Origin of the sequence: Polyangium spumosum (genome assembly GCF_009649845.1) — a bacterium.
Taxonomy (GTDB): domain Bacteria; phylum Myxococcota_A; class Polyangia; order Polyangiales; family Polyangiaceae; genus Polyangium; species Polyangium spumosum.
On record NZ_WJIE01000004.1, the window covers coordinates 392,528 to 414,294 of the forward strand.

Below are 21,767 nucleotides of genomic sequence, written 5' to 3' on the forward strand. Positions count from 1 at the left end.
TCAGCCGCCGGTGGGGCTGCCGGGCGGGGGGGAGGTCTTGCCGTCCTTTTGCATTGCCTCGAGGGTGTCGAGGTAACCGAACACCTTGGCCTCGAGGTCCCTGGGCAGCGCCGGGTTTTTCTTGATTTCGCGGACCAGATCGTCGCGCAGTCGCCCGAGCACGCCGACGGCGCTCGATCGGAGCTGAGCGGCCTGCTTCCGGGCGGCTTTGGGCACGTCGGCGCGGTCGCTGAGGGCGTAATGGATTTGCTCGCCGGCATCGAGGAAACCTTTTGCGGCGTCGAGCAGCGTGCCGCCATTGGCGAGGGGGAAGTGCTCGAGGTCCTTTTTCATGGAGACGAGCAGGGGTTTCCGCTCGATGGCGCGGTCGGCCTGGACGGCGTAGGACGCGCTGAGCTCGACCATTTGAGGGATGAACGCGGCGCGGATCCGCTGCGCGGCCTCGACGGTCGAGGGGATCGCGCTGGGCAATCGCAGATAGACCTCGGTCGTGAGATAAATGGCGGCGCCGAATCCATCGTGCGTGTCGTTGAGGGTATCGAGCGTCGCGGCGAGGGGCGCGCCGGTGAGGGCGGGCGGGAGGGCCTCGATGGCGGCGAGCTGCTCTTCGAGGTCGGTTTCGTAATACGCGCCGGCCTTGGACAGGAGGAGGTCGGGCCGGCGCTTGTCGAGCAGGTCCCGGAGGACGAGCTTGACGGAGGTGAGGGTCAACATGGGGGCGGAGTGTACGGAGAATGTGTGGGACGGACAGCAAAAGATGGCGTCGACGGCGTGCTCAGGCGAGTCGGGGTGGCTCGGGGGTGCGGTCGACGGCACGGGCAGGCGAGTCGGGGTCGCTCAGGTGTGCGGTCGCTCGCACAAGTGAGCGAGTCGGGGCAGGGGGATGGGGCGGTCGACGGTAGGGGCGGGCGAGTCGGGGTAGGGTGGCGGGGCGGTCGACGGCATGAGCGGGCGAGTTGGGGCAGGGTGGGGAGGCGGTCGACGGTAGGGGCGGGCGAGGTGGGGTGATTGCAGGGCGCCTCAGCCCCCGCCGCCCATCTCCTCCCAAAGCGCCTCATCCCCCAACCCCGCCGCCCGCTCCGCGTCCGCCCGCGCCTCGTCCACCCGCCCCATCCGCAACAAAGCCCGCCCCCGCCACACGAATGCCGTCGCGTCCTCCGGATCGGCCGCAATCGCCCGCTCCGCGTCCGCGATACACGCTGCGTCGTCCCCCTGATCGAAATGCGCCTCCGCCCGATTCGACAGCACACGCGCCACCTCGGGCGACAGCTCCAGCGAGCTCGTGTAATCGGCGATCGCCCCCTCCACGTCGCCCACGAGGTGCCGCGCGATTCCACGCGTATCGAATGCGTCCGCCTCCGGCTCCAGGTAAATCGCCCACGACGCGTCCGTGATCGCTCGATCGAATTCGCCCGCTTCCAGCCACGCCGTCGCGCTCGCTCGGTACGCCGCCGCGATCGCCCCCGCGTCGCGCACGCCCCACGTCCACGCGCGCGCTTGTCGCGTGTCCTCGAGCGCGTCCGCGATCCGCTCCTCCTCCAGCGCTTGCAGCGCCGAGTCCGTGTGCACGACCATCTGCTCGATCCGCGTCGCCTCCGGCTCCGCGAGCACCGTCGATTCGAGCCGGTCCATGAAACGTGGCCCCGAGGCTCCCTCGTCGAACTCGTAAAACACCGGCTCGTCCTCGACCGTGAACACGGGCATGTCGTGCGCGACCGCGAAGGCCAGAGCGACGAGGCCAAAGGCGTGCGCGTCGGACGGGACCGAGAGGTAACGGCCGAGCGGCGTGTCCGGGTCGAGGTCGAAGAGACGCGCGAGCAGATCCTCCGTGCCGAGCTCACGCAACGACGCCAGCGAGAGCGGCTCCTGCTCCGGCAGCGCCGCGTGGATCGCCGCGAGAAGCGCGTCCCACTCGTCCTTGCGTAGCTCCCACACGAAGGGAAGCGACCAGCGCACGCGCGCGCCCTCGTGGCCCTTCTCCAGCAGCGATCGGATGTGCCCGTCCGCGCGCCGAAGCGTGGACAGGAGGTGGCCGAGCACGAGGTCGAGGTCCGCCGTCGAGGGCAACGTGACGAGGTCCTCGCCGTACGGCAAAAAGAGCCGCGGCGCCGCCTCGCCGAGCGACGAGAAGAACGCGTCGTCGTCCTCGAGCGGCGCTCCCTCGGCGTCCACGAGCTCGAAGCGCGGCGCGCAGAACATCCGCCCGACCCCGAGGACGTGCTCCAGGAGCGGAAAGGTTGCGAAGCTGCGGAACTCGAAATCCGCGTCACCGAGGAGGGAATGGCCCATGCGACGCGCGCATCATGGCCCCGCACAAGGTGCGCGAGCAAGGGGGGGAGCCGTGCTCCGCCGGAGCTTTCGCCATGGTGTCGGTTCTGACCACGAGCCGCCCAGAACGATCCTCGGACGCGCCCAGGGCCCCGAAATGACTTGGATGATTGCGCATCGGCCCGGATAGAATTCCTCCGCGATGTTGAAGCCAGGGATGCGAGTCGCCGCGCGCTTCGAGCTCGAAGACCACACGATTTCGGGCGGGATGGCCACGATCTACCGCGCGCGGGACCTCGAGACGGGCGCCGTGGTCGCGGTCAAGGTCCTCGGCGGACGGAACGTGCGCGAGATGGAGCGCTTCTCCGCCGAGGCCGTCTTGCTCGCCGAGCTGAGGCATCCGGGCATCGTCCGGTACGTCTCCCACGGCTCCTTGCCCGAAGGAGAGCTCTTCCTCGTCATGGAGTGGCTCGAAGGCGAGGACCTCTCCGACAGGCTCGCGCGCGGACGCTTGCCCCTCGACGAGGCCGTCCGGCTCGCGAGGCGCGTCGCAGACGCGCTCGGCGCAGCACACGCGCGCGGGATCGTCCACCGCGACGTCAAGCCGAGCAACGTGTTCCTGCCGCGCGGCGACGTGGACGAGGCGAAGCTGCTCGACTTCGGCATCGCGCGCCTCGGTTACGGAAGGACGCTCGCGACACGCACGGGCACGCTGCTCGGCACGCCCGGGTACATGGCCCCCGAGCAGGCGCAGGGGCGCAAGGACGTCGACGCGCGCGCCGACGTGTTCTCGCTCGGCGCGATGCTCTTCGAGTGCTTGACCGGGCGGCCCGCGTTCGCCTCGGAGCAGCTCATGGCGACGCTCTCGCGCATCCTGTTCGAGGAGCCGCCGCGCGTGCGCACGATCCGCAGCGAGACGCCGGCCGCGCTCGACATGCTCGTCACGTCGATGCTCTGCAAGGATCCCGCAGGGCGGATGCGCGACGGCGCCATGGTCGTCGCCGCGATCGACGCGCTCGATCCGCTTCCCGGAGGCCCGCCGTCGAGCGAGCTCGTGCACTCCTCCGTGATGAGCAGGCCCGCGATCACCGTGCGCGAGCAGCAGCTCCTCTGCGTCGTGCTCGCGACGAGCACGTACTCGAAGACGATCGCCGACGGAGACTCCACCGCGACGGACGTGACGCTGACGCCGGGCATGATGGCCGAGGCCATCATGCGCAGGAGCCTGCCGAGCCTGCCCGGCGACGCGGTGAGCGCCACCGCGGGCACGCTCGACGATCTGAACGGCGTCGCGGCGGCGTACGGCGGCAAGCTCGAGCGGCTCGTCGACGGCTCGCTGCTCGCGGTGTTCTCGGGCGCGGCGGCCGCGATCGATCTGGCCGCGCGCGCGGCGCGGGCCGCGATCGCGCTCCGTGAGCTCCTGCCGAGCGTGCCGATCGCCGTGGCGACGGGGCGCGGGCTCGTGGCCCAGCAGCTCCCGATCGGCGAGGCCGCGGAGTCGGCCGCGCGCACGCTCTCGGGGGCGCGCCGCGAGGGCGCGCGCATGGAGGGGCGCGTGTTCGTCGACGAGGTGACGGCGGGCCTGCTCGACGCGCGCTTCGACGTGCGCGAGGAGGGGCAGACGCGGGTGCTCGAGGCCGTGCGGGATCGCGCCGACGCGGCGCGCACGCTGCTCGGCAAGCCGAGCCCGTGCGTGGGGCGCGAGCGCGAGATCGGCACGCTCGTCGCGATCATGGAGGAGAGCATCGCGGAGCCGATCGCGCGTGTCGCGCTGGTGACGGGGCCCGCGGGCGTCGGCAAGTCGCGCGTCGCGACCGAGGTGCTGCGCAGGCTCGACGCGGCGGGGCACGACCTCGAGGTGTGGGTCGCGCGTGGTGATCCCATGTCCGCGGGCTCGACGTTCGGCATGCTCGCGCAGATCATCCGCACCGCCGCGAACATCGAGGTCGGCGCGCTCGCGGCCGTGCAAGAGGAGCGGTTGCTCGCGCGTGTCTCCTCGTGCGCGCCGCCCGAGGACGTCGTGCGCGTGACCGTGTTCCTCGGCGAGATCCTCGGCCTGCGTCTGCCGGCGGAGCGCAGCCACCTGCTCGCCGCGGCCCGCGCGGACGCGATGCTGATGGGTGATCAGATGCGCCGCGCGTTCGAGGACTGGCTCTTCGCCGAGTGCACCAAGAAGCCCGTGCTGCTCATGCTCGACGATCTGCATTTCGGCGATCTGCCGACGGTGCGGCTCATCGACGCGGCGCTGCGCCACGCGCGGGAGAAGCCGCTCAGCGTGCTCGCGCTCGCGCGCCCCGAGATCTCGCGCGTCTTCCCGCGCCTCTGGGAGGAGCGGGGCATGCAGGAGGTGCGGCTCGGCGAGCTCGGGCGGCGGGCGAGCGAGCAGCTCTGCAAGGTCTGGCTCGGCAACACCGTCTCGTCGGAGCTCATGGCGCGTATCATCGAGCGCGCCGCGGGTAACCCGTTTTACCTCGAGGAGATCGTGCGCGCGGTGGCCTCGGGCCGCGGCGACGCGCTGCCGGGCACGGTGCTCGCGATGGTGCAGGCGCGCCTCGAGGACATCGAGTCCGTCGAGCGCCGCATCCTGCGCGCCGCGAGCGTGTTTGGTGATCTCTTCTGGCCCGCGGGCGTGGCCGCGCTGGTCGGCGGCGAGAAAAAAGAGGGCTCGGTGCGCGAGGCGCTCGCGAGCCTCGTCGAGCGCGAGCTCGTCGTGCGCCGGACCTCGCGCCGCTTCCTCGAGCAAGAGGACCACGCCTTCCGCAACGCGCTCGTCCGCGAGGCGGCGTACGCGACGCTGACGGACGCCGACCGCATGCTCGGCCATCGCCTCGCGGCGGCGTGGCTCGAGTCGACCGGCGAGACCGAGGCGATGGTGCTCGCGCAGCACCACGAGCTCGGCGGCGATCTGCTACGCGCGGCCTCGTGGTACGGGCGCGCCGCGGAGACGGCGCTCGGCGGCAGCGACTTCGAGGCGGTGATCGAGCGGAGCGAGCGCGCCATCCAGTGCGGCGCGCACGGCGAGGAGCTCGGCCGCCTGCGGCTGCGCCAGGCCGAGGCCTACCGCTGGCAAGGCAAGTTCCAGGAGGCCGAGGAGCGTGGCCTCGAGGCGATCCAGATCCTGCCCGCGGGCAGCGATCCGTGGCTCTTCGCGGTCGGCGAGATGGCGAGCGTGTTCGGCAAGCTCGGCAGCGTCGAGCGCGTGGAGGTCCTCGGCGACGCGCTTCTCACGGTGGCGTGTATGCAGGAGGCGCCCGCGAGCGACGGGCACATCGCGGCGCTCTCGCGCACCTCGACGGCGGCGCTCCTGCTCGGCAAGAACGAGCTCGCGGAGGCGCTCTACAAGGAGCTCGAGCGCCTCGGCGGCGGCTCCGACAAGCCGCTGTCGATCGGCTGGATCGAGCGCGCGCGGGCGTTCCGTGCGCCGTTCGTGGGCGAGACGGGCGCGTCGGCGCGTTACTTCGCGCTCTCGGCCGAGGGCTTCGAGAAGGCGGGCGACGTGCGCAACGCGTGCCTGCAGCGCGCGAACTACGGCGCGTCGTGCCTCGAGGTCGGCGACTGGGGCGGCGCGGAGAAGGCGCTCGTGCCGGCGATCGTCGACGCGGAGCGCATGGGCGCGAAGCACATCGTCTCGTCGGCGCAACGCGACCTCGGCTACGCGCTCGCGCGGATGGGCCGGCTCGAGGAGGCGAAGACGCTCGTGGAGCAGGCCGTCGCAGAGTTCGCGGCGCACGGCGATCGGCGCCTCGAAGGCGTGGGCCGCGACGAGCTCGCGACGATCCACCTGATGATGGGTGATGTCGCGGAGGCGGAGGCGGAGGCGAGGCGCGCGGTGGATCGGCTCTCGGTCGCGCCGCCGTACCTCTGCCACGGGCAGGCGACGCTCGCGCGGGTGCTGCTCGCCGTGGGCCACGTGGAGGAGGCGCTCGCGAACGCGCGCGCGTCGCGCAAGCTGCTGACGGAGGTCGGCGCGCTCGAGGAAGGCGAGGGGCTCGTGCGGCTGATCCTGGCGCGCGCGCTCGACGCGTCGGGCCAGGTGGAGGAGGCGCGCGCCGTGCTCGAAGAGGCCGTGCAGGAGATCGAGCGGCGCACGACGACGATCGCGGACGCCGAGGCGCGGCGCACGTTCGTCGTGATCCCCGAGCACGTGGAGACACGCGAGCTCGCGAAGGCCTGGGGGATCACGGGCTGATCACTCGAGTGACCACGTTTGCGCGCGGCGGGCGCGTCTTGCGGAGCTCGTACGAGGTCGGATAAAACGGATGTTTGGCCGGGCGAACTCCGCCCGGCGTTCGTCCCGGTACGGGCATGGCAGGAGGTCCTCGCGTGGCGTTCCTTCTTCCCAGCATCGAACGGACCGACTGGAAGACGTTCCTCCTCCTGCAGCTCGTCCTCGACGCCATCGCCGATCCGATCTTCGTCAAGGACACCGCGCACCGCTGGATCGCCTGCAACCAGGGGTTTTGCAGGCTGATCGGGCAGCCCTACGAGGCCGTGATCGGCGCGAGTGATCCGGACTTCTGGCCGAAGGAGCAAGCCGAGGTCTTCTGGCGCCACGACGACGTGGTGTTCCGGAGCGGATCGCCGAACGAAAATGAGGAGGTCGCGACGGGCTCGGACGGCGTGACGCGCACCATCTGGACGCGGAAGTTCCCGATGCGGAACGCGCACGGCGATGTGGTGGGGCTCTGCGGGATCATCACCGACATCACGACGATGAAGGCGCGGCTGCAGCGCGCCGAGCGGATCGAGGCGGAGAACCGCGAGCAACGCGCGGTGATCGAGGCGCAGACGGCGATGCTCGATCGGATGTCCATGCCGGTGCTGCAGGTCGGGCGAGGCGTGCTGCTCTTGCCGCTGGTCGGCGAGCTCAGCGATCGGCGCGCCGAGCGCGCGCTCGAGGTCTTGCTCCGCGCGATCCACGATCGTGGCGCCGAGATCGTGATCCTCGACGTGACGGGCGTGCCGAGCATCGACGCGACGGTGTCGGCGCACCTCGTGCAGGCGGTGCGAGCGGCCGAGCTGCTCGGCTGTGAATGTGTGCTCGTGGGCCTGAGCCCGGCCATCGCGCGGACGCTGGTGGAGTTCCAGGTGGATATCGGGCGCGTCGCCACCCGCGCGACCCTCGCGGACGGGCTCTCGTTCGCCATGAAGATGCGCAAGCGGCGCCCGGGACCAACACGCGGGAACGCTTGAGGCGGCCCGGGGAACACCCTCCTCAGGGGTTCGGCATGAGGAACGGCGGCTTTCGCGTATTTGCGTCGTTCTTCGCGACCTTCGTGGGCGCGGGTCGCGCGGCGCGGAGGAGCTTCTCGAGCTCGCCCGTGACGCCGTCGGCCCATTTCGTGGCGGCCTCGATGCCGGCCGGGAAAAAACCGTAATGCCAGCCGTCGCCGCCGTCGGGGTAGGCCGAGAGCTTGCGGCTGTCGATGAGGTGGCAGGCGGGTGAGCCTGCGGGCCAGGTCGGGTCGTCCTCGACGGCCTTGATGCCGGCGCGCAGCATGGCGTAGACCTTGTCGCCGAAGCCGGACGACCATTTTCGCATCGAGGGCGGGCCGATCCAGACGCAGACCGTGTCCGGCCGGGAGCGAATGCGCCGGATGGTCTGCTCGACGTTCTTGACCTGCAATGCGGGCTCGCCGGGCATGTTGCTGCCGAGCCCGACGAGGACGACCTGTTTTTCGTACGTGCCGGGCGGGGCGAGCAATTCGTCGACCGAAGGGGCGCGTTGCTTGCGCTCCGGGACCCGGATCCGCGGGAGGATCGGGGTCTTGTCGCAGCTATGGTAATGGTAGCCGCGGAGCGACACCTTCGCGGCGACGAGCCACTCCGTCGACGCGCCGCCGAGCGTGTAGCTCTCGAGCTCGGCGTCCTTTTGCGCGAGGATCCAGCCGTCGATCCGCTCGCCGAACGCCGTGAGGCCGTGCGAATCGTAGACCGTCACGAATCGGACCCGCCCGCAGGGCGCCGCGTGCGCCTCCTCGCTCGAGAGGAGCAGCGCGGCGAGCGCGATCCCGGCCGTCAGGATGCGACCCAAAGCAAGCACGAGCCGAGGCTACCACGCCGAAAGGCGCGCGGAAAGGGGCCCGCGCAGCCGGCCTATTTGCTGAGCGTGATCGGGATGTACGCGAGGCGCATCTTGGAGTTGGTGCCGTCGCGTGTATACCCCGCCAAACCGTAGAGCACGTTCCACCAGTGGCCGGTGGGCGATTGGCCGTACGAGAAGAACGGGAAGAAGTGGAACTCCCACTCCGAGCCGTTCGCGACCCTCTTCTCTCGATAAAACGTGTTCAGCGCGAGCTGCGAGACGCCGTCCTGATCGGCGAAGCGGAAGAAGCCGGGGAGCACGACGGTGGCGCGGGAGGTCGGCGAGGCGAAATCCCACACGAACGGCGCGAGCACGAGGTGCGACGAGTTGTACGTGCGCCCCATGTGGAAGAGGGGGAAGAGGTTCGCCGCCCAGCCCGTCGTGTCCTTGCGATAACGGAAGAGTGGCGTGATCCAGGTCTCGTCGCTGAGGCCGTGTCGCTGGAAGCGGCCATAAAACGGGAAGACCGCGAGGTCCTTGCCGCGCGGCGATTCGCCCTTGTAGAAGAACGGGAAGAGCAGCTTCCGATCGAGCCCGATGTCCGGATCACTGTAATGCCAGTAGAAGGGCGTGATCATCTCGAGCTCGGTGCGACCCTGGTAATGGGCGTACCCCCAGGTCACGAACGTCTTCTCGCCCTTCTCGCCCCGATCCCACCAGAAGAGAGGCGTCACGAGCCGCGAGGCGTTGCCCTCGTACCCGTAATGAAAGAACGGGAAGACCGTGAGGTGTTCCTTGTTCTTGCCCCACTTGTGCCAGTAGAAAGGCACGATGTGGCGGCTGTCGCTCTCGCTGTCGTGGCTGCGGACGTACGGGCCCCAGACGTTGAGCCAGCTCTCGCCGATCTCGTTGTAACGATAATAATGCAGGAGCGGCGGGATGACCTCGTATTCGGTCGTCTCGTTCCGGCCGTAGAAATAGAGCGGCGCGACGCCGAGGTCGATGTCGTCCGCGGTGCGCGTGTCACACGCCGGGCCGCCCTTCCATTTGCAGAACATCGGGCCGACGATGTCTAGGCCGTCGTGATCCGTGTGCTGCGTGAAGGTGAGCAGCGGCGGGATGTGCAGGTAGCTCTTCTTCCCCGTGTTCCCCTCGAAGAACAGCGGGGGCAGGAGGTTCATGTGGCCCGCCGGCCGCTTCGCCGTCGCCTCGCGCTCCTGATGCACGAAGGGGCCCACGACCGTCGTGCGGGTCTGGCCGTCACGCATTCGCCAGAAGAGCGGGAAGAGGACGTCGGCGTCGACCTTCGGGCTGCGCCGGTTGTAATAAAAGAGGCCGAAGAGGCTCGCGCGGTCCTTCTGCTGCGGCTTCTTCCACTCGGCCCAGAGGGGAAAGAGCGTACGAAACTCGTATTTCGGGCTCTTCTCCGAATACCAGAGCCCATAAAAACGACGATCCGCCGGCTCCATGGGCGCGACGGCCTCCGGATCGACGCTCGTCCCGATCTGCTTCGCCACGGCCGGCGGGACCTGGAGCGGCTCCTGCGGCAGCGCGGGCTCCTGCGTCTGGAGCGGCGAGGCCTCCTCCGCGCCGGACGCGGCGTGCGTCTGCGGCTCCGTCGGCGGCGGCGGCTTCGAGCGCCCCTGCGGCGGAGGCGCCATGCCCGGGCCACCCGGGCCCACCTGCGCGAGCGTCGCCCCAGGGACCACGACGAGCGCCGCGATCACGAGGGAGGCCAGCGCCACGCCGCGCCTTCGGAAGACGCTCACCGCGCCTCGCCCGGCGGAGGCCCTGCCTCGGCCCTCGCCCGCGCCACGAGGACGTCCGCCGCGTCCGCGAGCGGCACCTCGTCCTGCTTGTGTTCCGCGAGAGCCTTCACCGACACGACGCCACGCTCGAGCTCGCCGTCGCCGAGGATCACGCAGAGCTTCGCGCCGAGCGCGTCCGCGCGGCGGAGCATGGCCTTCAAGCGTCCGCCGCGGCCGTCGACCTCGACACGCACGCCACGCGCCCGCAAGTCACGGCCGAGCACGAGCGCCCGGCCCGTGCACGCGTCCGAGAGCGGCGCGACGTAGATCGCAGGGCGCTCGCGCGACGCCTCGCCAGGCATCAGCGTGAGCAGACGCTCGATGCCCATCGCGAAGCCGATCGCCGGCACGCTCGGGCCGCCGAGCCCCTCGACCATGTTGTCGTACCGTCCGCCGCCGACGACCGTGCTCTGCGCCCCGAGATCCCCGGTCGTCGTGACGAACTCGAAGAGCGTGCGCGTGTAGTAGTCGAGCCCGCGCACGAGCGTCGGATCGACGACGTACCGCACGTCGAGCGCGTCGAGGTGGCGACGAACGCCCGCGAAGTGCGCGGCGTCGGCCTCGTCGAGCAGCTCGAGGATCGAGGGCGCGCCCTTCGAGGCCTCGCGATCACGCGGGTCCTTCGAGTCGAGGATCCGGAGCGGGTTCTTCTCGAGCCTGCGCTGCGAGTCCTCGGAGAGCTTGTCCTTGATCGGCGTGAAGTGCGCGACGAGCGCGTCGCGGTAACGCCCGCGTGTGCCCGAGGCGCCGAGCGAGTTCAGCCGGATCTCGATGTGGCCGATGCCGAGCCCCGCCGTGAGCAGGGAGTAGATCATCTCGATCATCTCGGCGTCGGCGACCGGCCCCGCGTCGCCGAAGAGCTCGCAGCCTGCCTGGTAGAACTGCCGGTAGCGGCCCTTCGCCGGCCGTTCGCCGCGGAACATCGGGCCGAGGTAGCACCAGCGCGAGACGGGCTCCTTCGTGTGGACTTTGTGCTCGACATACGCGCGCGCGGCGCCTGCCGTGCCTTCGGGACGCACCGTGAGCTCGTCGCCGTGACGCGCGAACGAGTACATCTCCTTCTCCACGACGTCGGTCGTCTCGCCGATCTGCCGCGAGAAGAGCGCGGTGTGTTCGAGGATCGGCGTGCGCACCTCGTCGTATCCGTACCGAGCGACGTGCTCGCGGAACGCCTGCTCGAGGCGCTGCCAGCGCGCCGCCTCGTCCGGCAGGATGTCGTTCATCCCCTTGACCGCGCGAAGTTCCATGTCCGCCGCGGCTTATGGTCGGAGAGCCGAGAAGGGTCAAGCGCTCCTGACCTCTTGACGTACGACGGGGTCTGTCCTCCCTTGTCTCCCGTATGGCAGAGCGTCCCGAGCGTCCCCGAATCTGCGCCCTCGACCTGGGCAAGGCCCGGGTGGGCGTCGCGATCGCCGACGAGCTCGGCCTGCTCGCGCACCCCCGCCCCCCGCTCGACGGTCGCGACAAAAAGGCGCTGATTCGCGCCCTCGGCGAGCTGGCCCGCGAGGAAGGGGTGGGCCTCTTCCTGGTCGGCCTGCCGCTCGACATGTCCGGCGAGCACGGCCTGATGGCCTCGCGCGCGGAGGCCCTCGCGCAGGAGATCGGCCAGGGGACGGGCATACCCGTGGAGCTCTTCGACGAGCGCTGGACGACGGTGGAGGCGGCCCGGAAGCTGCGCGAGGGCGGCACCTCGGGCCGGAAGCAAAAAGGCGTCATCGACGGCATGGCCGCGGCCGTGATGCTCCAGGCCTACCTGGACCGGGCCCAGGGGCTCGGCAGCGTCGATTCGCTCGCCATGCCGCCGCCCCCTCCGCCGCGCGGGCGGGGCGGTCGGCGTTAGCAGGCGTCAGGCCACCTTCTTGTCGCCGTCGAGCATCACGTGCGCCGTGACCGACGCGACGAGCGCGATCACGAGCAGGAGCACGTCCCAGACCGGCCACGCGACGCCGACCGCGCGCCGGAGCAGCACGGACTCGATCAGCCGCACGAGCATCGAGCCGAACCCGTAGGCGCACAGGCCCACGACCACGGGGCGACGGAGCCGCCCGAGCAGCTCGATCGCCTTCACCGTGTTGGCCCAGACCGTCTTCCGCATGTGGCGGATGAACAGGATGATCGGGGTGGCGAGCGCGACGGGGATGAGGAGCAGGAGGAGGACGGACTCGGACACCGTGAGGTTCGCCGTCGCGCTGCCGCCGCGGGTGATGCGGAAGATCGACGCCGCGGTCGTGATGAGGCCGCCGAGCGCGAAGAAGATGCCGAGGGCCGTCATCAAGACGAGCATCGGCCGCGCCATCGTGGCCTCTTGCTGCTGCTTCATGAAGAGGGCCGAGGGCCGCGCCGCGGTCCCGGTGGCGGTCTGATCGACGGGGATCATCGCCCCGCTGGACGGCTCGTCCGTGTCCCACGGCGCGAGATCCGCGTCGAGCTCGGCCATGCTCTGGTACCGATCGTTCGGCTCTTTGGCCATCGACCGCTGGACGACCATCTCCAGCGTTTCGGGGATGCTCGGCTCGAGCGAGCGCGGCCGCGGCGGATCCTCGGAGAGCACCGCCATGAGCGTCGCGGCCGGATCCCCGAGATCGAAGGGGCGCTTGCCCGTGAGGGCGCAGTAGAGCATCGCGCCCACGGCGTAGATGTCGGCGCGATGGTCGACGCGTTGACCACGCGCTTGCTCGGGCGCCATGTACGAGGGCGTGCCCATGATCATGCCCGTGCGCGTGAGGGCCTTGCCCGTGGCGTTGTCCTCGATCTTCGAGATGCCGAAGTCGATCACCTTCGCCGTCGGGCGCGCGAGGTCGCCCGTGAGGAAGACGTTCTCCGGCTTCATGTCGCGGTGCACGACGCCCTTCGCGTGCGCCGCGGCGAGCGCCTTGCAGACCTGACGGACGATCCGCACCGCCTGCGGCACGCCCATCTTGCCCATCTGCGTGAGCAGGTCGGCGAACTCCTTGCCGTCGAGCAGCTCGCCGACGATGAACGGACGTCCATCGGCCGTGCGATCGACGTCGTACACATCGACGACGTACGGGCTCTTGATCTGCGCGGCCGCCTCGGCCTCGCGCTGGAACCGGGAGAGCACGTCGGGCTGACGCGCGTACTCCGGGTGGAGCATCTTGATGGCGAAGCGCTTCGACTCTATCCGCGTGTGACGCGCCTCGTAGACGCGGCCCATGCCGCCTTCGCCGATCACGCGGACGATGGTGTACGACTCGCGCAGCGTCTGGCCGACGAGCTCGTCTTGCACCTCGTCGACGAGCTGACTGCCGTCCTTGGGGCAGACCTTGTATTCCCCGGGGTAGCGGCTGTTGCAGGTCGGGCAGACGCGCTCGGCGGCGGCGATGCCTGCGACGAACGAGTCGGCCGATCCGTACCCGGTGGCCGCGGAGCCGATCCCGGTGAGGTTCGTCGTCGCGGGTCCCACGACGATCGAGGGCTGCGACGCGGTGGACGCAGCCATGAGCGGAGGTGCCCCCGGATCGGGGGACCGAGCGTTGCCGGCCATCGTGACGCAGGTTAGCGGAAGTCGGCGCGTCCGGGGTGACAATCCCGCGGCGCCCCTCGCCCGCTCGTCATCGGGCGGCGCCGTCCGTTGACCGGACGGTCGAGATGCGTATACTCCGCCTCCGTTTTCGTTCGGCCCGATCACGTGGGCACGCGCCGCTTCGGGCGCGCGCTCGCCGTCGGGCGTCGCTTGGCCGATCCGGCGCTCGGTAGCGCTGAAGAGGCCGAGGAGCGGTAGACCGATGCTTCATCCGATCCACAAGTCCACGATCATCGACAAGTTCCGCACCCACGAGGGCGACACCGGCTCGCCCGAGGTGCAGATCGCGCTCCTCAGCGAGCGGATCACGCAGCTCACGGAGCACTTCAAGACGCACAAGAAGGACCACCACTCGCGCCGTGGCCTCCTCAAGCTCGTGAGCCAGCGCCGCCGCCAGCTCGACTACATCAAGCGCATCGACATCGAGCGCTACCGCACGCTCATCCAGCGGCTCAACATCCGCAAGTGAGCGAGCGCCAGGCCGCCGCGAGGCGAGCCGGCGAACACGACGAGAGGGTTCGCTCCCGCGCCGCGTGTCGGCAGGGGGCGAGCCCTCTTTTCGTTTTGTCCTGCCCTTTTATCGAAGTGTTTCACGAAGAACGGGGCGTTTGTCCGCCGAAAAAAGTGGCGGGCGTGGGCGGGAAGTTCTACACAGAGAGCCGAAATACGTCGGTTTGGACAACAGAACGGGGCGCGGGGGCGTTCCCCGAGGCCGTGAGCGCTACGGAGCGTCTTCGTCTTCGCTTCGTGCCCAGCAGCGTCGTTGCTCCTGGGCAGGAATCGAGGAAGAAGATCCGCCTTGCGCTCGGGATTTCCTGGTCTTCGGGAGCGCGCTCGCGCGCCGCGAGAGAGAGCGCAAGACACATATGTACGTTCGTGAATCCGTCATGGTCGGCGGCCGAGCCCTCACGCTCGAGACCGGCCGTCTGGCCAAGCAGGCGCATGGCTCCGTCCTCGTGACCTACGGCGAGACCATGGTCCTCGTGACCGCGGTCTCGCAAGAGGAGCGGCCCGGCCTCGACTTCTTCCCCCTGACCTGCGAGTTCGTCGAGAAGACGTACGCCGCGGGCAAGATCCCCGGCGGCTTCTTCAAGCGCGAGGCGCGCCAGCGCGACGAGGAGATCCTCGCCTGCCGCATCATGGACCGCCCGCTCCGCCCGCTCTTCCCCGAGGGCTTCAAGAAGGACACGCAGATCATCGCGACCGTCCTCTCGAGCGACAAGCAGAACAAGGCCGACGTCCTCGCGCTCACGGGCGCGAGCGCGGCGCTGCACATCTCGGACATCCCGTGGAACGGCCCCATCGTCGGCGTGCGCGTCGGGCGCAAGGCGGGCGAGTTCGTGGCGTACCCGACGGCGGCCGAGATCGAGGAGTGCGACATCGACCTCGTCGTCGCCTGCTCGCGCGACGCGATCGTGATGGTCGAGGGCGGCGCCGCCGAGGCGACCGAGAGCGACCTCATCGACGCGCTCATGTTCGCGCACGAGACGGCGCAGCCGGTGCTCGACCTCATCGAGCGCGTGCGGCAGGCCGTGGGCAAGCCGAAGAAGTCGTTCACGGCGCCGCAGCTCGAGGACGCGATCAAGGCGCGTGTCGCCGAGCTCGTCGACAACGACCTGAAGTCGGCGACCCGCGTGACCGACAAGAAGGCGCGCTACGAGGGCTACTCGGCGCTCAAGAAGAAGCTCGGCGAGGCGCTGCTCGCGGAGCTCGGCGCGGAGAAGTACCTCGCGAACGAGAAGCTCATCAAGGCCGAGTTCGAGGAGCGCAAGGCGCACGTCGTGCGGACCTACGTGCTCGACGAGGGCAAGCGCATCGACGGCCGCGACACGCGGACGATCCGGCCGATCATGTGCGAGGCGGGGCTGCTCCCGCGCGTGCACGGCAGCGCGCTCTTCCAGCGCGGCGAGACGCAGGCGATCGTGACGACGACGCTCGGCACCTCGACGGACGAGCAGAAGATCGACGGCCTGATGGGGGAGAGCTGGAAGCGCTTCTACCTCCACTACAACTTCCCGCCCTTCTCGACGGGCGAGACGAAGCCGATGCGCGGCCCCGGCCGGCGCGAGATCGGGCACGGCGCCCTCGCCGAGCGCGCGCTCTCCCGCATGATCCCCGCGCAGGAGCAGTTCCCCTACACGATCCGCATCGTGAGCGAGACGCTCGAGTCGAACGGCTCGTCGTCGATGGCGGCCGTCTGCGGTGGTTGCCTCTCGCTCATGGACGCGGGCGTGCCGATCAAGTCGGCCGTCGCGGGCATCGCGATGGGCCTCATCGCCGAGGACAACAAGTACGCGATCCTGAGCGACATCCTCGGCGACGAGGACCACCTCGGCGACATGGACTTCAAGGTCTGCGGCACGGCGCGTGGCGTGACGGCGATCCAGATGGACATCAAGATCGCCGGCCTGTCGCGGGCGATCCTGGCGCAGGCGCTCGATCAGGCGCGCGAGGGTCGGCTGCACATCCTCGGCAAGATGCTGGAGGCGCTGCCGGCGCCGCGGCCGGAGCTCAGCCAGTACGCGCCGCGTATCACGACGATCAAGGTCAAGCCCGACCAGATCCGCCTGATCATCGGCCCCGGCGGCAAGACCATCAAGGGCATCGTCGATCAGACGGGCGTGGCGATCGACGTGGAGGACGACGGCACGGTGAACGTGGCGTCGTCGGACTCGGAGGCCGTGAAGAGGGCGCTCGACATCATCAAGGGCCTCACGGCGGAGCCCGAGGTCGGCGCGGTCTACAAGGGCACGGTCAAGCGCATCACGGACTTCGGCGCGTTCGTCGAGATCCTCCCCGGCACCGACGGCCTCGTGCACATCTCGGAGCTCGCGCACACGCGCGTCGAGCGTGTCGAGGACGTGGTGAAGGAGGGCGACACGGTCGAGGTGAAGGTCGTGAGCGTCGACCGCGAGGGCAAAATCCGCCTGAGCCGCCGCGAGGTGCTGCCGCTGCCCGAGGGGCAGGCCGGCGTGGAGGCGAAGGCGCGTATGGATCAAGCGCGCGAAGGGGGAGGAGGCCCCCCGCGCCGCAGCGAGCCGGGACGCGACGGCCCCCGCGGCGATCGTCCGCCGCGTGGTGACCGTGGTGATCGTCCCCCGCGTGATCGCGGCGACCGTCCGCCGCGCGAGCGTCGCTAGTCGAGGTGGATCGGGTTGATCAACGTCGAGCACGTTGATCAACCCTTCGACCCCGAAACAAAGGGGCGGGCCTTCCGGGCTCGCCCCTTTCGTTTTTGTCGAGTCAGCCGAAGAGGCGGGACGCGGCCCAGGCCGCGGCGTCGCGTGATTCGTGGATCGCGGCCACGCGGCCTCCCGCGAGGAAGATCTCCGTCGGCAGGCCGCGCCCGTTGTACTCGCTCGCCATCACGAAGCCGTACGCGCCCGCATCGCGGATGACCACCGCGCGCGGCAAGAGTTCCGCGAAGGGGTGCTCGCCGAAGTCGTCGGAGCTCTCGCAGACGGGCCCGACGACACGATAACCCGGCGCCTCGCCGGCCGCGGGCGGAGGCCTGTCGATCGGCTCGATGCGGTGCTTGGCGCCGTAAAGAGCAGGGCGGACGAGATCGTTCATGCCCGCGTCGATCATGAGCCACCGGCGCGAGGGTTCGCCGCGGGATCGCTTCGCCATCACCACGCTCGCGCAGAGCACGCCGTAGGGCGCGACGAGCGCGCGGCCCGGCTCGACGACGATCCGCGTGCCACCAAAACCTCGCTCGGCGGCGAGGCGCGTGGCCGCGCGCGCGAAATCTGCCGGCGTGACGGGGCAACCCGCGCCGTAGTCGACGCCGTAGCCGCCGCCGAAATCGAGGTAGGCGAGGGGTTTGCCCGTCGCGCGGCGCTCGGCCGCGAGGTCGAGCACCACACGCGCGCCTTCGAGGTACTCGTCCGTGCGCGTGAGCTGCGAGCCGATGTGGCAGCCGATGCCCATGAGCTCGAGTGCGTCTCCCGCTCTGTCGATCGCTTCGTACGCCGCCGGAAGATCGGCGAGCGCGATGCCGAACTTCGCCTCGTCGTGCCCCGTCGCCACGTGCGCGTGCGTGTCGGCCTCGACGCTCGGGTTCACGCGGAAGGACACGCGCGCCTTGCGGCCGAGCGCCCGCGCGCGGGCCGCGACGCGCGTGATCTCCTCGACGCTCTCCATCTGCAGGGCGAGGATCCCGCGGTCGCCGACGCCGATCGCCTGATCGATCTCGCGGCTCGTCTTGGCGACGCCGCTGAACAGGATCACGTCCGCGGGGAAACCCGCGCCGAGCGCCACGGCGAGCTCGCCGCCGGAGACGACCTCCGCCCCGCAGCCCGCCGCGCCGAGCGCGCGCACGATGGGGCCCGCCGTGTTCGCTTTGACGGCGTAGGCGATGAGGTGCGGGGCGCCTTCGAAGCCGCCGGCGAGGTCCCGGGCGGCCTGCACGATCGCGTCCACGTCGTACACGTAGGCGGGCGTGCGCGGGGCGTCGGCCCCGAGGTCGAGCAGGTCCTCGAGGCGGAGACCACCCATCGTGGCGGCTCCGTGCGCGTCGCGTTCGAGCATGGGCCCTCGGGTAGCGCGGGGCTGGCACCGGGTAAAGACGCCATGGCGCGAGGCGTCGAGCGGGCTCGTCCCCACGACCCGGGAGGAGGGGCCATTCCAGGTCGGACGGCTCACGGACCTTCCCGGCGGAAGGCCCCTGTCAACGGCGCGGACGTCGTGCCATGCTCCGCCCGTGGTCGTACGTCGCGCGAAGATCGTCTGCACGATAGGCCCTGCGTCCGAGCCCCAGCTCGAGCAGCTCATCCGCGCCGGGATGGATGTGGCGCGGCTGAATTTTTCCCACGGCACGCACGACGAGCACGCGCGCAGGTTCCAGGCCGTGCGCGCCGCCGCCGAGGCCTGCGACAAACCCGTGGCGATCCTGCAGGACCTTTGTGGTCCCAAGATCCGCGCCGGCAAGTTCGAGGGTGGCACGATGGACGTGCCCACGGACGCGCACGTCGTGCTCGTCGAGGTCACGAAGGAGCAGCCGTTCGCCGCCCCGGGCGAGATGCCGATCCTCTACGAGGGCCTCGCCGAGGACCTGCAGCCGGGCGACATCGTGCTCGTCGACGACGGCCGCATGGTCCTCACGGTGATCAAGGTGGACGGCCGGCGCGTGCACACCGCGGCCACGCAGGGCGGGCAGCTCCGCGATCGGGTGGGCGTGAGCTTGCCGGCGCGGCGCGTGCGGCTCGCGGCGCTCACGGAGAAGGACAAGGCCGATCTCTCGTTCGGCCTCTCGCTCGGCATCGACTACGTGGCGCTCTCCTTCGTGCGCACGGCCGAAGACATCCGGCTCGTGCGTGACATCTGCGAGGCGTGGGGCCGGCCGACGCCGATCGTCGCGAAGATCGAGACGCCCACGGCCGTGGAGCACCTCGAGTCGATCATCCAGGCGACGGACGCGGTCATGGTCGCGCGTGGTGATCTCGGCGTGGAGTTCAACCCCGAGCGGGTCCCCGTGATCCAGCGCGAGATCCTCGGCCTCGCGCGCGTGCACCAGAAGCCGGTCATCGTCGCGACGGAGATGCTCCAGTCGATGGTCACGAACTCGCGCCCTACCCGCGCGGAGGCGAGCGACGTGGCGACGGCGGTCTTCGAAGGGACCGACGCGGTGATGCTCTCGCAGGAGACGGCGACGGGCGCGCACCCGCCGCTCGTCGCCCGCGTGATGAGCCGCATCATCATGGAGGCCGAGCAGAGCAAGTTCTTCCGCCCGCTCTCCAGCGAGGTGCCCGGCGTGCGCTCGAACGTGCCCGAGTCCGTGGCGCGCAACGGCTGCGACATCGCGCGCGACATCGGCGCGCGGGTCATCGTGGCCTTCACGGAGAGCGGATCGTCGGCGCTTTATGCCTCGAAACATCGGCCCGTCGTGCCCATCATCGCGTTCTCGCCGAACGCGGCGACGCGCCGCAGGCTCGCGCTCCTCTGGGGCGTCGTTCCCTGGCCGATCGACAAGGTCACGAGCGCGGACGAGATGGTCGATCGGGCGAGCATGCTCCTGCTCGCGAACGGCTTCGTCTCGCCGGGGGACAAGTTCGTCGCGATCTTCGGCGCGCCCATCGGCGTGCGGGGCTCGACGAACTCGATCCGCGTGAAGGTCGTGGAATGACGGAACCCTCCGCCCTGCCGGGGCTCCCCAGGCTCGCGAAGTACGAGCTCGTCGAGGAGATCGGGCACGGTGGGATGGCGACGGTCTATCGCGCCCGGGACAAACGCCTCGGGCGCGAGGTCGCCATCAAGCTCATCCACAAGCACCTGCGCGAGAACACCGAGGTCGGCGCGCGGTTCGTCGCCGAGGCGCGCGCGGCGGCGAAGCTCCGGCACCCGGGGATCGTCGAGGTCTTCGACGTCTCCAGCGAGGAGGACGGCGAGCGTTACCTCGTCGTCGAGCTCTGCCGCGGCACCACGCTGCGCAAGATCCTCCTCGCCCACCGCGACATGCCCGCCGAGATCGGCGCGTCGATCGTCCTCGTGCTCTGCGAGGCGCTCGAGCACGCGCACGCCTCGGGCATCGTGCACCGCGACGTGAAGCCCGAGAACGTGCTCGTCGAGCTGCCCGCCGATCGCGCGAACGAGGCGCGCTCGCGCGGCGACAAGGCCGACGAGACGCCCGTCCCCGAGGCGCCGAGCTCGTCGCCGCGGCCGGTCACGTCGCGGGCCGGCAGCCTCGGCGTGATCATCAAGCTCACCGACTTCGGCATCGCCAAGATCCTCGACGCGCAGGGCGTGACCTCGACGGGGCAGGTGCTCGGATCCCCCGCGCACATGGCGCCCGAGCAGATCGAAGCGGGCGAGGTCGACGGGCGCACGGACGTCTTCGCGCTCGGCGTGCTCATGTACGAGTGCCTCGTCGGGCACCTGCCGTTCGAAGGGAAAAACCCGGCGCAGGTCCTGCGTCGTGTGCTCGAGGGCGACTATCCGCCGGCGGACCATGAGCGGCCCACGGTCGGCGGTCGCTTCGCGCGGATCATCGACGGCGCGCTCGCGCACGCCGCGGCCGATCGGGTCGCGGGCCCCGGCAAGCTCGGCGAGCTCATCCGCGCCGAGCTCGAGGCCCTCGGCATCACCGATCCGCGACGCGAGATCGAGGCCTACTTCGCGGATCCGGCCGGCTACGTCGAGGCCCTCACGGCGAGGCTCGTGCCTTGCCTCGTCGTTCGCGGCGAGGCCGCGCGCAAGGCCGGTGATCGGACGGGCGCCGCTGCCGACTTCAACCGGGCCCACGCGCTCGCGCCGCACGACCTGTCGATCCTCAAGCGCGTCACGAGCCTCTCGGCGAGCGCGGAGCGGCAGAAGCTCGTGCGCAGGGGGGCCGGCATCGTCGCGGTCGCCGTCGCGCTTGGCCTCGTGGCCTTCGGCGTCGCGCGCTTGCGCAAGCCAGCGGCCGCGATCGAGCCCGACGCGGGTCCGAAGACCGAAGGACCGAAGGCCCTCGCGCAGATCCCCCAGAACCCGGCCGTCCTGCCCGACGTGTCCGCGGAGCCCGCGCATCCGCTCACGGCTCCGCCGACCCAGAGCTCCGCCGATGTGCCGCGTAGCATCCGCATCAAGCTCCCGATCGGCCCGAGCACGGCCTCGGCCTCGGCCATCACGGCGCCTCCGACGGCGACGCCGGAGAAGCGCAAGGTCGTCTTCCTCGTGAGCCCCCCGGGCGCGACGCTCGTCCTCGACGGCAAGGAGGAGAAGCATTTTTCCCGGACGTTCAAGCTCGATCCCGGCCCGCACGCCGTCTCCGCCCGGGTGAAGGATTCGAAGTGTTGCAACACCTTCGAGGGCACCTTCGTGGTCGAGCCGCCGCCCGAGAGCGACCCCGAGGACGTGCAGCGCTTCCGCGTCCGGCTCACGCCGCAGCCCGCCACCGTCTCGCTCGGCCCCTCACCGGCCAACGCGCAGGTGGTGTGCTCGGACATCAAGTTGACGCTTTTTCCAGGTGCCAACCAGAAGGTGCAGCTCAACGAGGCCACCTACGACGGCAAGTGCCAGTTCACGGCGCCGGGCGAGGAGCCGTTCCGGCGCAACGTCAGTCTGCGCGCCGGTGAGCACAACGTCGTACCCTGGGCGGCGCGGTGACGCGCGTGGAGGCGGGAGCTCGCGGATAGCGTCCCAC

14 protein-coding genes are annotated in these 21,767 nt (G+C 70.3%); 7 read left to right on the top strand and 7 right to left on the bottom strand.

Annotated features, from left to right (window positions below; all coding sequences use genetic code 11):
* Positions 1-714: a hypothetical protein gene (locus GF068_RS15470; RefSeq protein ID WP_153820158.1), complete on the bottom strand. Its 714-nt coding sequence runs from the start codon at positions 712-714 to the stop codon at positions 1-3.
* Positions 715-1,020: 306 nt separating this feature from the next.
* Positions 1,021-2,289, bottom strand: coding sequence for a tetratricopeptide repeat protein (locus tag GF068_RS15475; RefSeq protein ID WP_153820159.1), 1,269 nt, complete (start codon positions 2,287-2,289; stop codon positions 1,021-1,023).
* Between the two features lie 196 nt (positions 2,290-2,485).
* Between GF068_RS15475 and GF068_RS15480 the strand changes: the two genes are divergently transcribed.
* Together GF068_RS15480 and GF068_RS15485 are read left to right on the top strand one after the other, a co-directional pair.
* The gene (locus GF068_RS15480) at positions 2,486-6,457 is read left to right on the top strand and encodes a serine/threonine-protein kinase (protein WP_170319500.1); all 3,972 of its coding nucleotides are present in this window, start codon (positions 2,486-2,488) and stop codon (positions 6,455-6,457) included.
* A 134-nt stretch (positions 6,458-6,591) separates the two neighbouring features.
* Entirely contained in the window at positions 6,592-7,461 is an 870-nt protein-coding gene (locus tag GF068_RS15485) for a PAS domain-containing protein (protein WP_338046405.1), read from the top strand.
* Positions 7,462-7,483: 22 nt separating this feature from the next.
* Here the strand turns inward: GF068_RS15485 and GF068_RS15490 are convergent, their stop codons facing one another.
* Genes GF068_RS15490 through hisS form a run of 3 tightly spaced genes read right to left on the bottom strand, consistent with a single transcriptional unit; the run spans position 7,484 to position 11,348 of the window.
* Positions 7,484-8,311 (bottom strand): SGNH/GDSL hydrolase family protein, encoded by an 828-nt coding sequence (locus tag GF068_RS15490; RefSeq protein ID WP_153820162.1) that lies wholly within the window; start codon positions 8,309-8,311, stop codon positions 7,484-7,486.
* Between the two features lie 53 nt (positions 8,312-8,364).
* Positions 8,365-10,062, bottom strand: a complete 1,698-nt coding sequence (locus GF068_RS15495) for a hypothetical protein (protein WP_206079482.1) — start codon at positions 10,060-10,062, stop codon at positions 8,365-8,367.
* Positions 10,059-11,348: a histidine--tRNA ligase gene (gene hisS, locus GF068_RS15500; protein ID WP_153820163.1), complete on the bottom strand. Its 1,290-nt coding sequence runs from the start codon at positions 11,346-11,348 to the stop codon at positions 10,059-10,061. Before hisS ends, GF068_RS15495 begins: the two co-directional genes overlap by 4 nt.
* A gap of 92 nt (positions 11,349-11,440) precedes the next feature.
* Here hisS and ruvX point away from each other — a divergent pair, with 92 nt between their 5' ends.
* On the top strand, positions 11,441-11,941 hold the full coding sequence (gene ruvX / locus GF068_RS15505) for a Holliday junction resolvase RuvX (RefSeq protein ID WP_153820164.1): 501 nt from the start codon (positions 11,441-11,443) through the stop codon (positions 11,939-11,941).
* A 6-nt stretch (positions 11,942-11,947) separates the two neighbouring features.
* On the opposite strand, the gene GF068_RS15510 is transcribed toward ruvX, so the two are convergent.
* Positions 11,948-13,561 (bottom strand): serine/threonine-protein kinase, encoded by a 1,614-nt coding sequence (locus GF068_RS15510; protein WP_170319501.1) that lies wholly within the window; start codon positions 13,559-13,561, stop codon positions 11,948-11,950.
* A 286-nt stretch (positions 13,562-13,847) separates the two neighbouring features.
* Between GF068_RS15510 and rpsO the strand changes: the two genes are divergently transcribed.
* Both rpsO and pnp read left to right on the top strand, forming a co-directional pair.
* Positions 13,848-14,114, top strand: coding sequence for a 30S ribosomal protein S15 (gene rpsO / locus GF068_RS15515; RefSeq protein ID WP_153820166.1), 267 nt, complete (start codon positions 13,848-13,850; stop codon positions 14,112-14,114).
* A 397-nt stretch (positions 14,115-14,511) separates the two neighbouring features.
* Positions 14,512-16,785 (top strand): polyribonucleotide nucleotidyltransferase, encoded by a 2,274-nt coding sequence (pnp, locus tag GF068_RS15520; protein ID WP_153820167.1) that lies wholly within the window; start codon positions 14,512-14,514, stop codon positions 16,783-16,785.
* Positions 16,786-16,888: 103 nt separating this feature from the next.
* Here pnp and lysA read toward each other — a convergent pair whose 3' ends face one another.
* Positions 16,889-18,175, bottom strand: coding sequence for a diaminopimelate decarboxylase (gene lysA / locus GF068_RS15525; protein WP_170319502.1), 1,287 nt, complete (start codon positions 18,173-18,175; stop codon positions 16,889-16,891).
* A gap of 172 nt (positions 18,176-18,347) precedes the next feature.
* On the opposite strand from lysA, the gene pyk reads away from it, so the two are divergent.
* Both pyk and GF068_RS15535 read left to right on the top strand, forming a co-directional pair.
* Positions 18,348-19,769 (top strand): pyruvate kinase, encoded by a 1,422-nt coding sequence (pyk, locus tag GF068_RS15530; RefSeq protein ID WP_338046406.1) that lies wholly within the window; start codon positions 18,348-18,350, stop codon positions 19,767-19,769.
* On the top strand, positions 19,766-21,730 hold the full coding sequence (locus GF068_RS15535) for a serine/threonine protein kinase (protein ID WP_153820170.1): 1,965 nt from the start codon (positions 19,766-19,768) through the stop codon (positions 21,728-21,730). Before pyk ends, GF068_RS15535 begins: the two co-directional genes overlap by 4 nt.
* The last annotated feature ends 37 nt before the right edge of the window (positions 21,731-21,767 follow it).

Bases quoted from the DNA above. Each gene is read 5' to 3' on its own strand.
- GF068_RS15470 (WP_153820158.1), bottom strand. From the start codon at position 714: ATGTTGACCCTCACCTCCGTCAAGCTCGTCCTCCGGGACCTGCTCGAC.
- GF068_RS15475 (WP_153820159.1), bottom strand. From the start codon at position 2,289: ATGGGCCATTCCCTCCTCGGTGACGCGGATTTCGAGTTCCGCAGCTTC.
- GF068_RS15480 (WP_170319500.1), top strand. From the start codon at position 2,486: ATGCGAGTCGCCGCGCGCTTCGAGCTCGAAGACCACACGATTTCGGGC.
- hisS (WP_153820163.1), bottom strand. From the start codon at position 11,348: ATGGAACTTCGCGCGGTCAAGGGGATGAACGACATCCTGCCGGACGAG.
- ruvX (WP_153820164.1), top strand. From the start codon at position 11,441: ATGGCAGAGCGTCCCGAGCGTCCCCGAATCTGCGCCCTCGACCTGGGC.
- GF068_RS15510 (WP_170319501.1), bottom strand. From the start codon at position 13,561: ATGGCTGCGTCCACCGCGTCGCAGCCCTCGATCGTCGTGGGACCCGCG.
- rpsO (WP_153820166.1), top strand. From the start codon at position 13,848: ATGCTTCATCCGATCCACAAGTCCACGATCATCGACAAGTTCCGCACC.
- pnp (WP_153820167.1), top strand. From the start codon at position 14,512: ATGTACGTTCGTGAATCCGTCATGGTCGGCGGCCGAGCCCTCACGCTC.
- lysA (WP_170319502.1), bottom strand. From the start codon at position 18,175: ATGCTCGAACGCGACGCGCACGGAGCCGCCACGATGGGTGGTCTCCGC.
- GF068_RS15535 (WP_153820170.1), top strand. From the start codon at position 19,766: ATGACGGAACCCTCCGCCCTGCCGGGGCTCCCCAGGCTCGCGAAGTAC.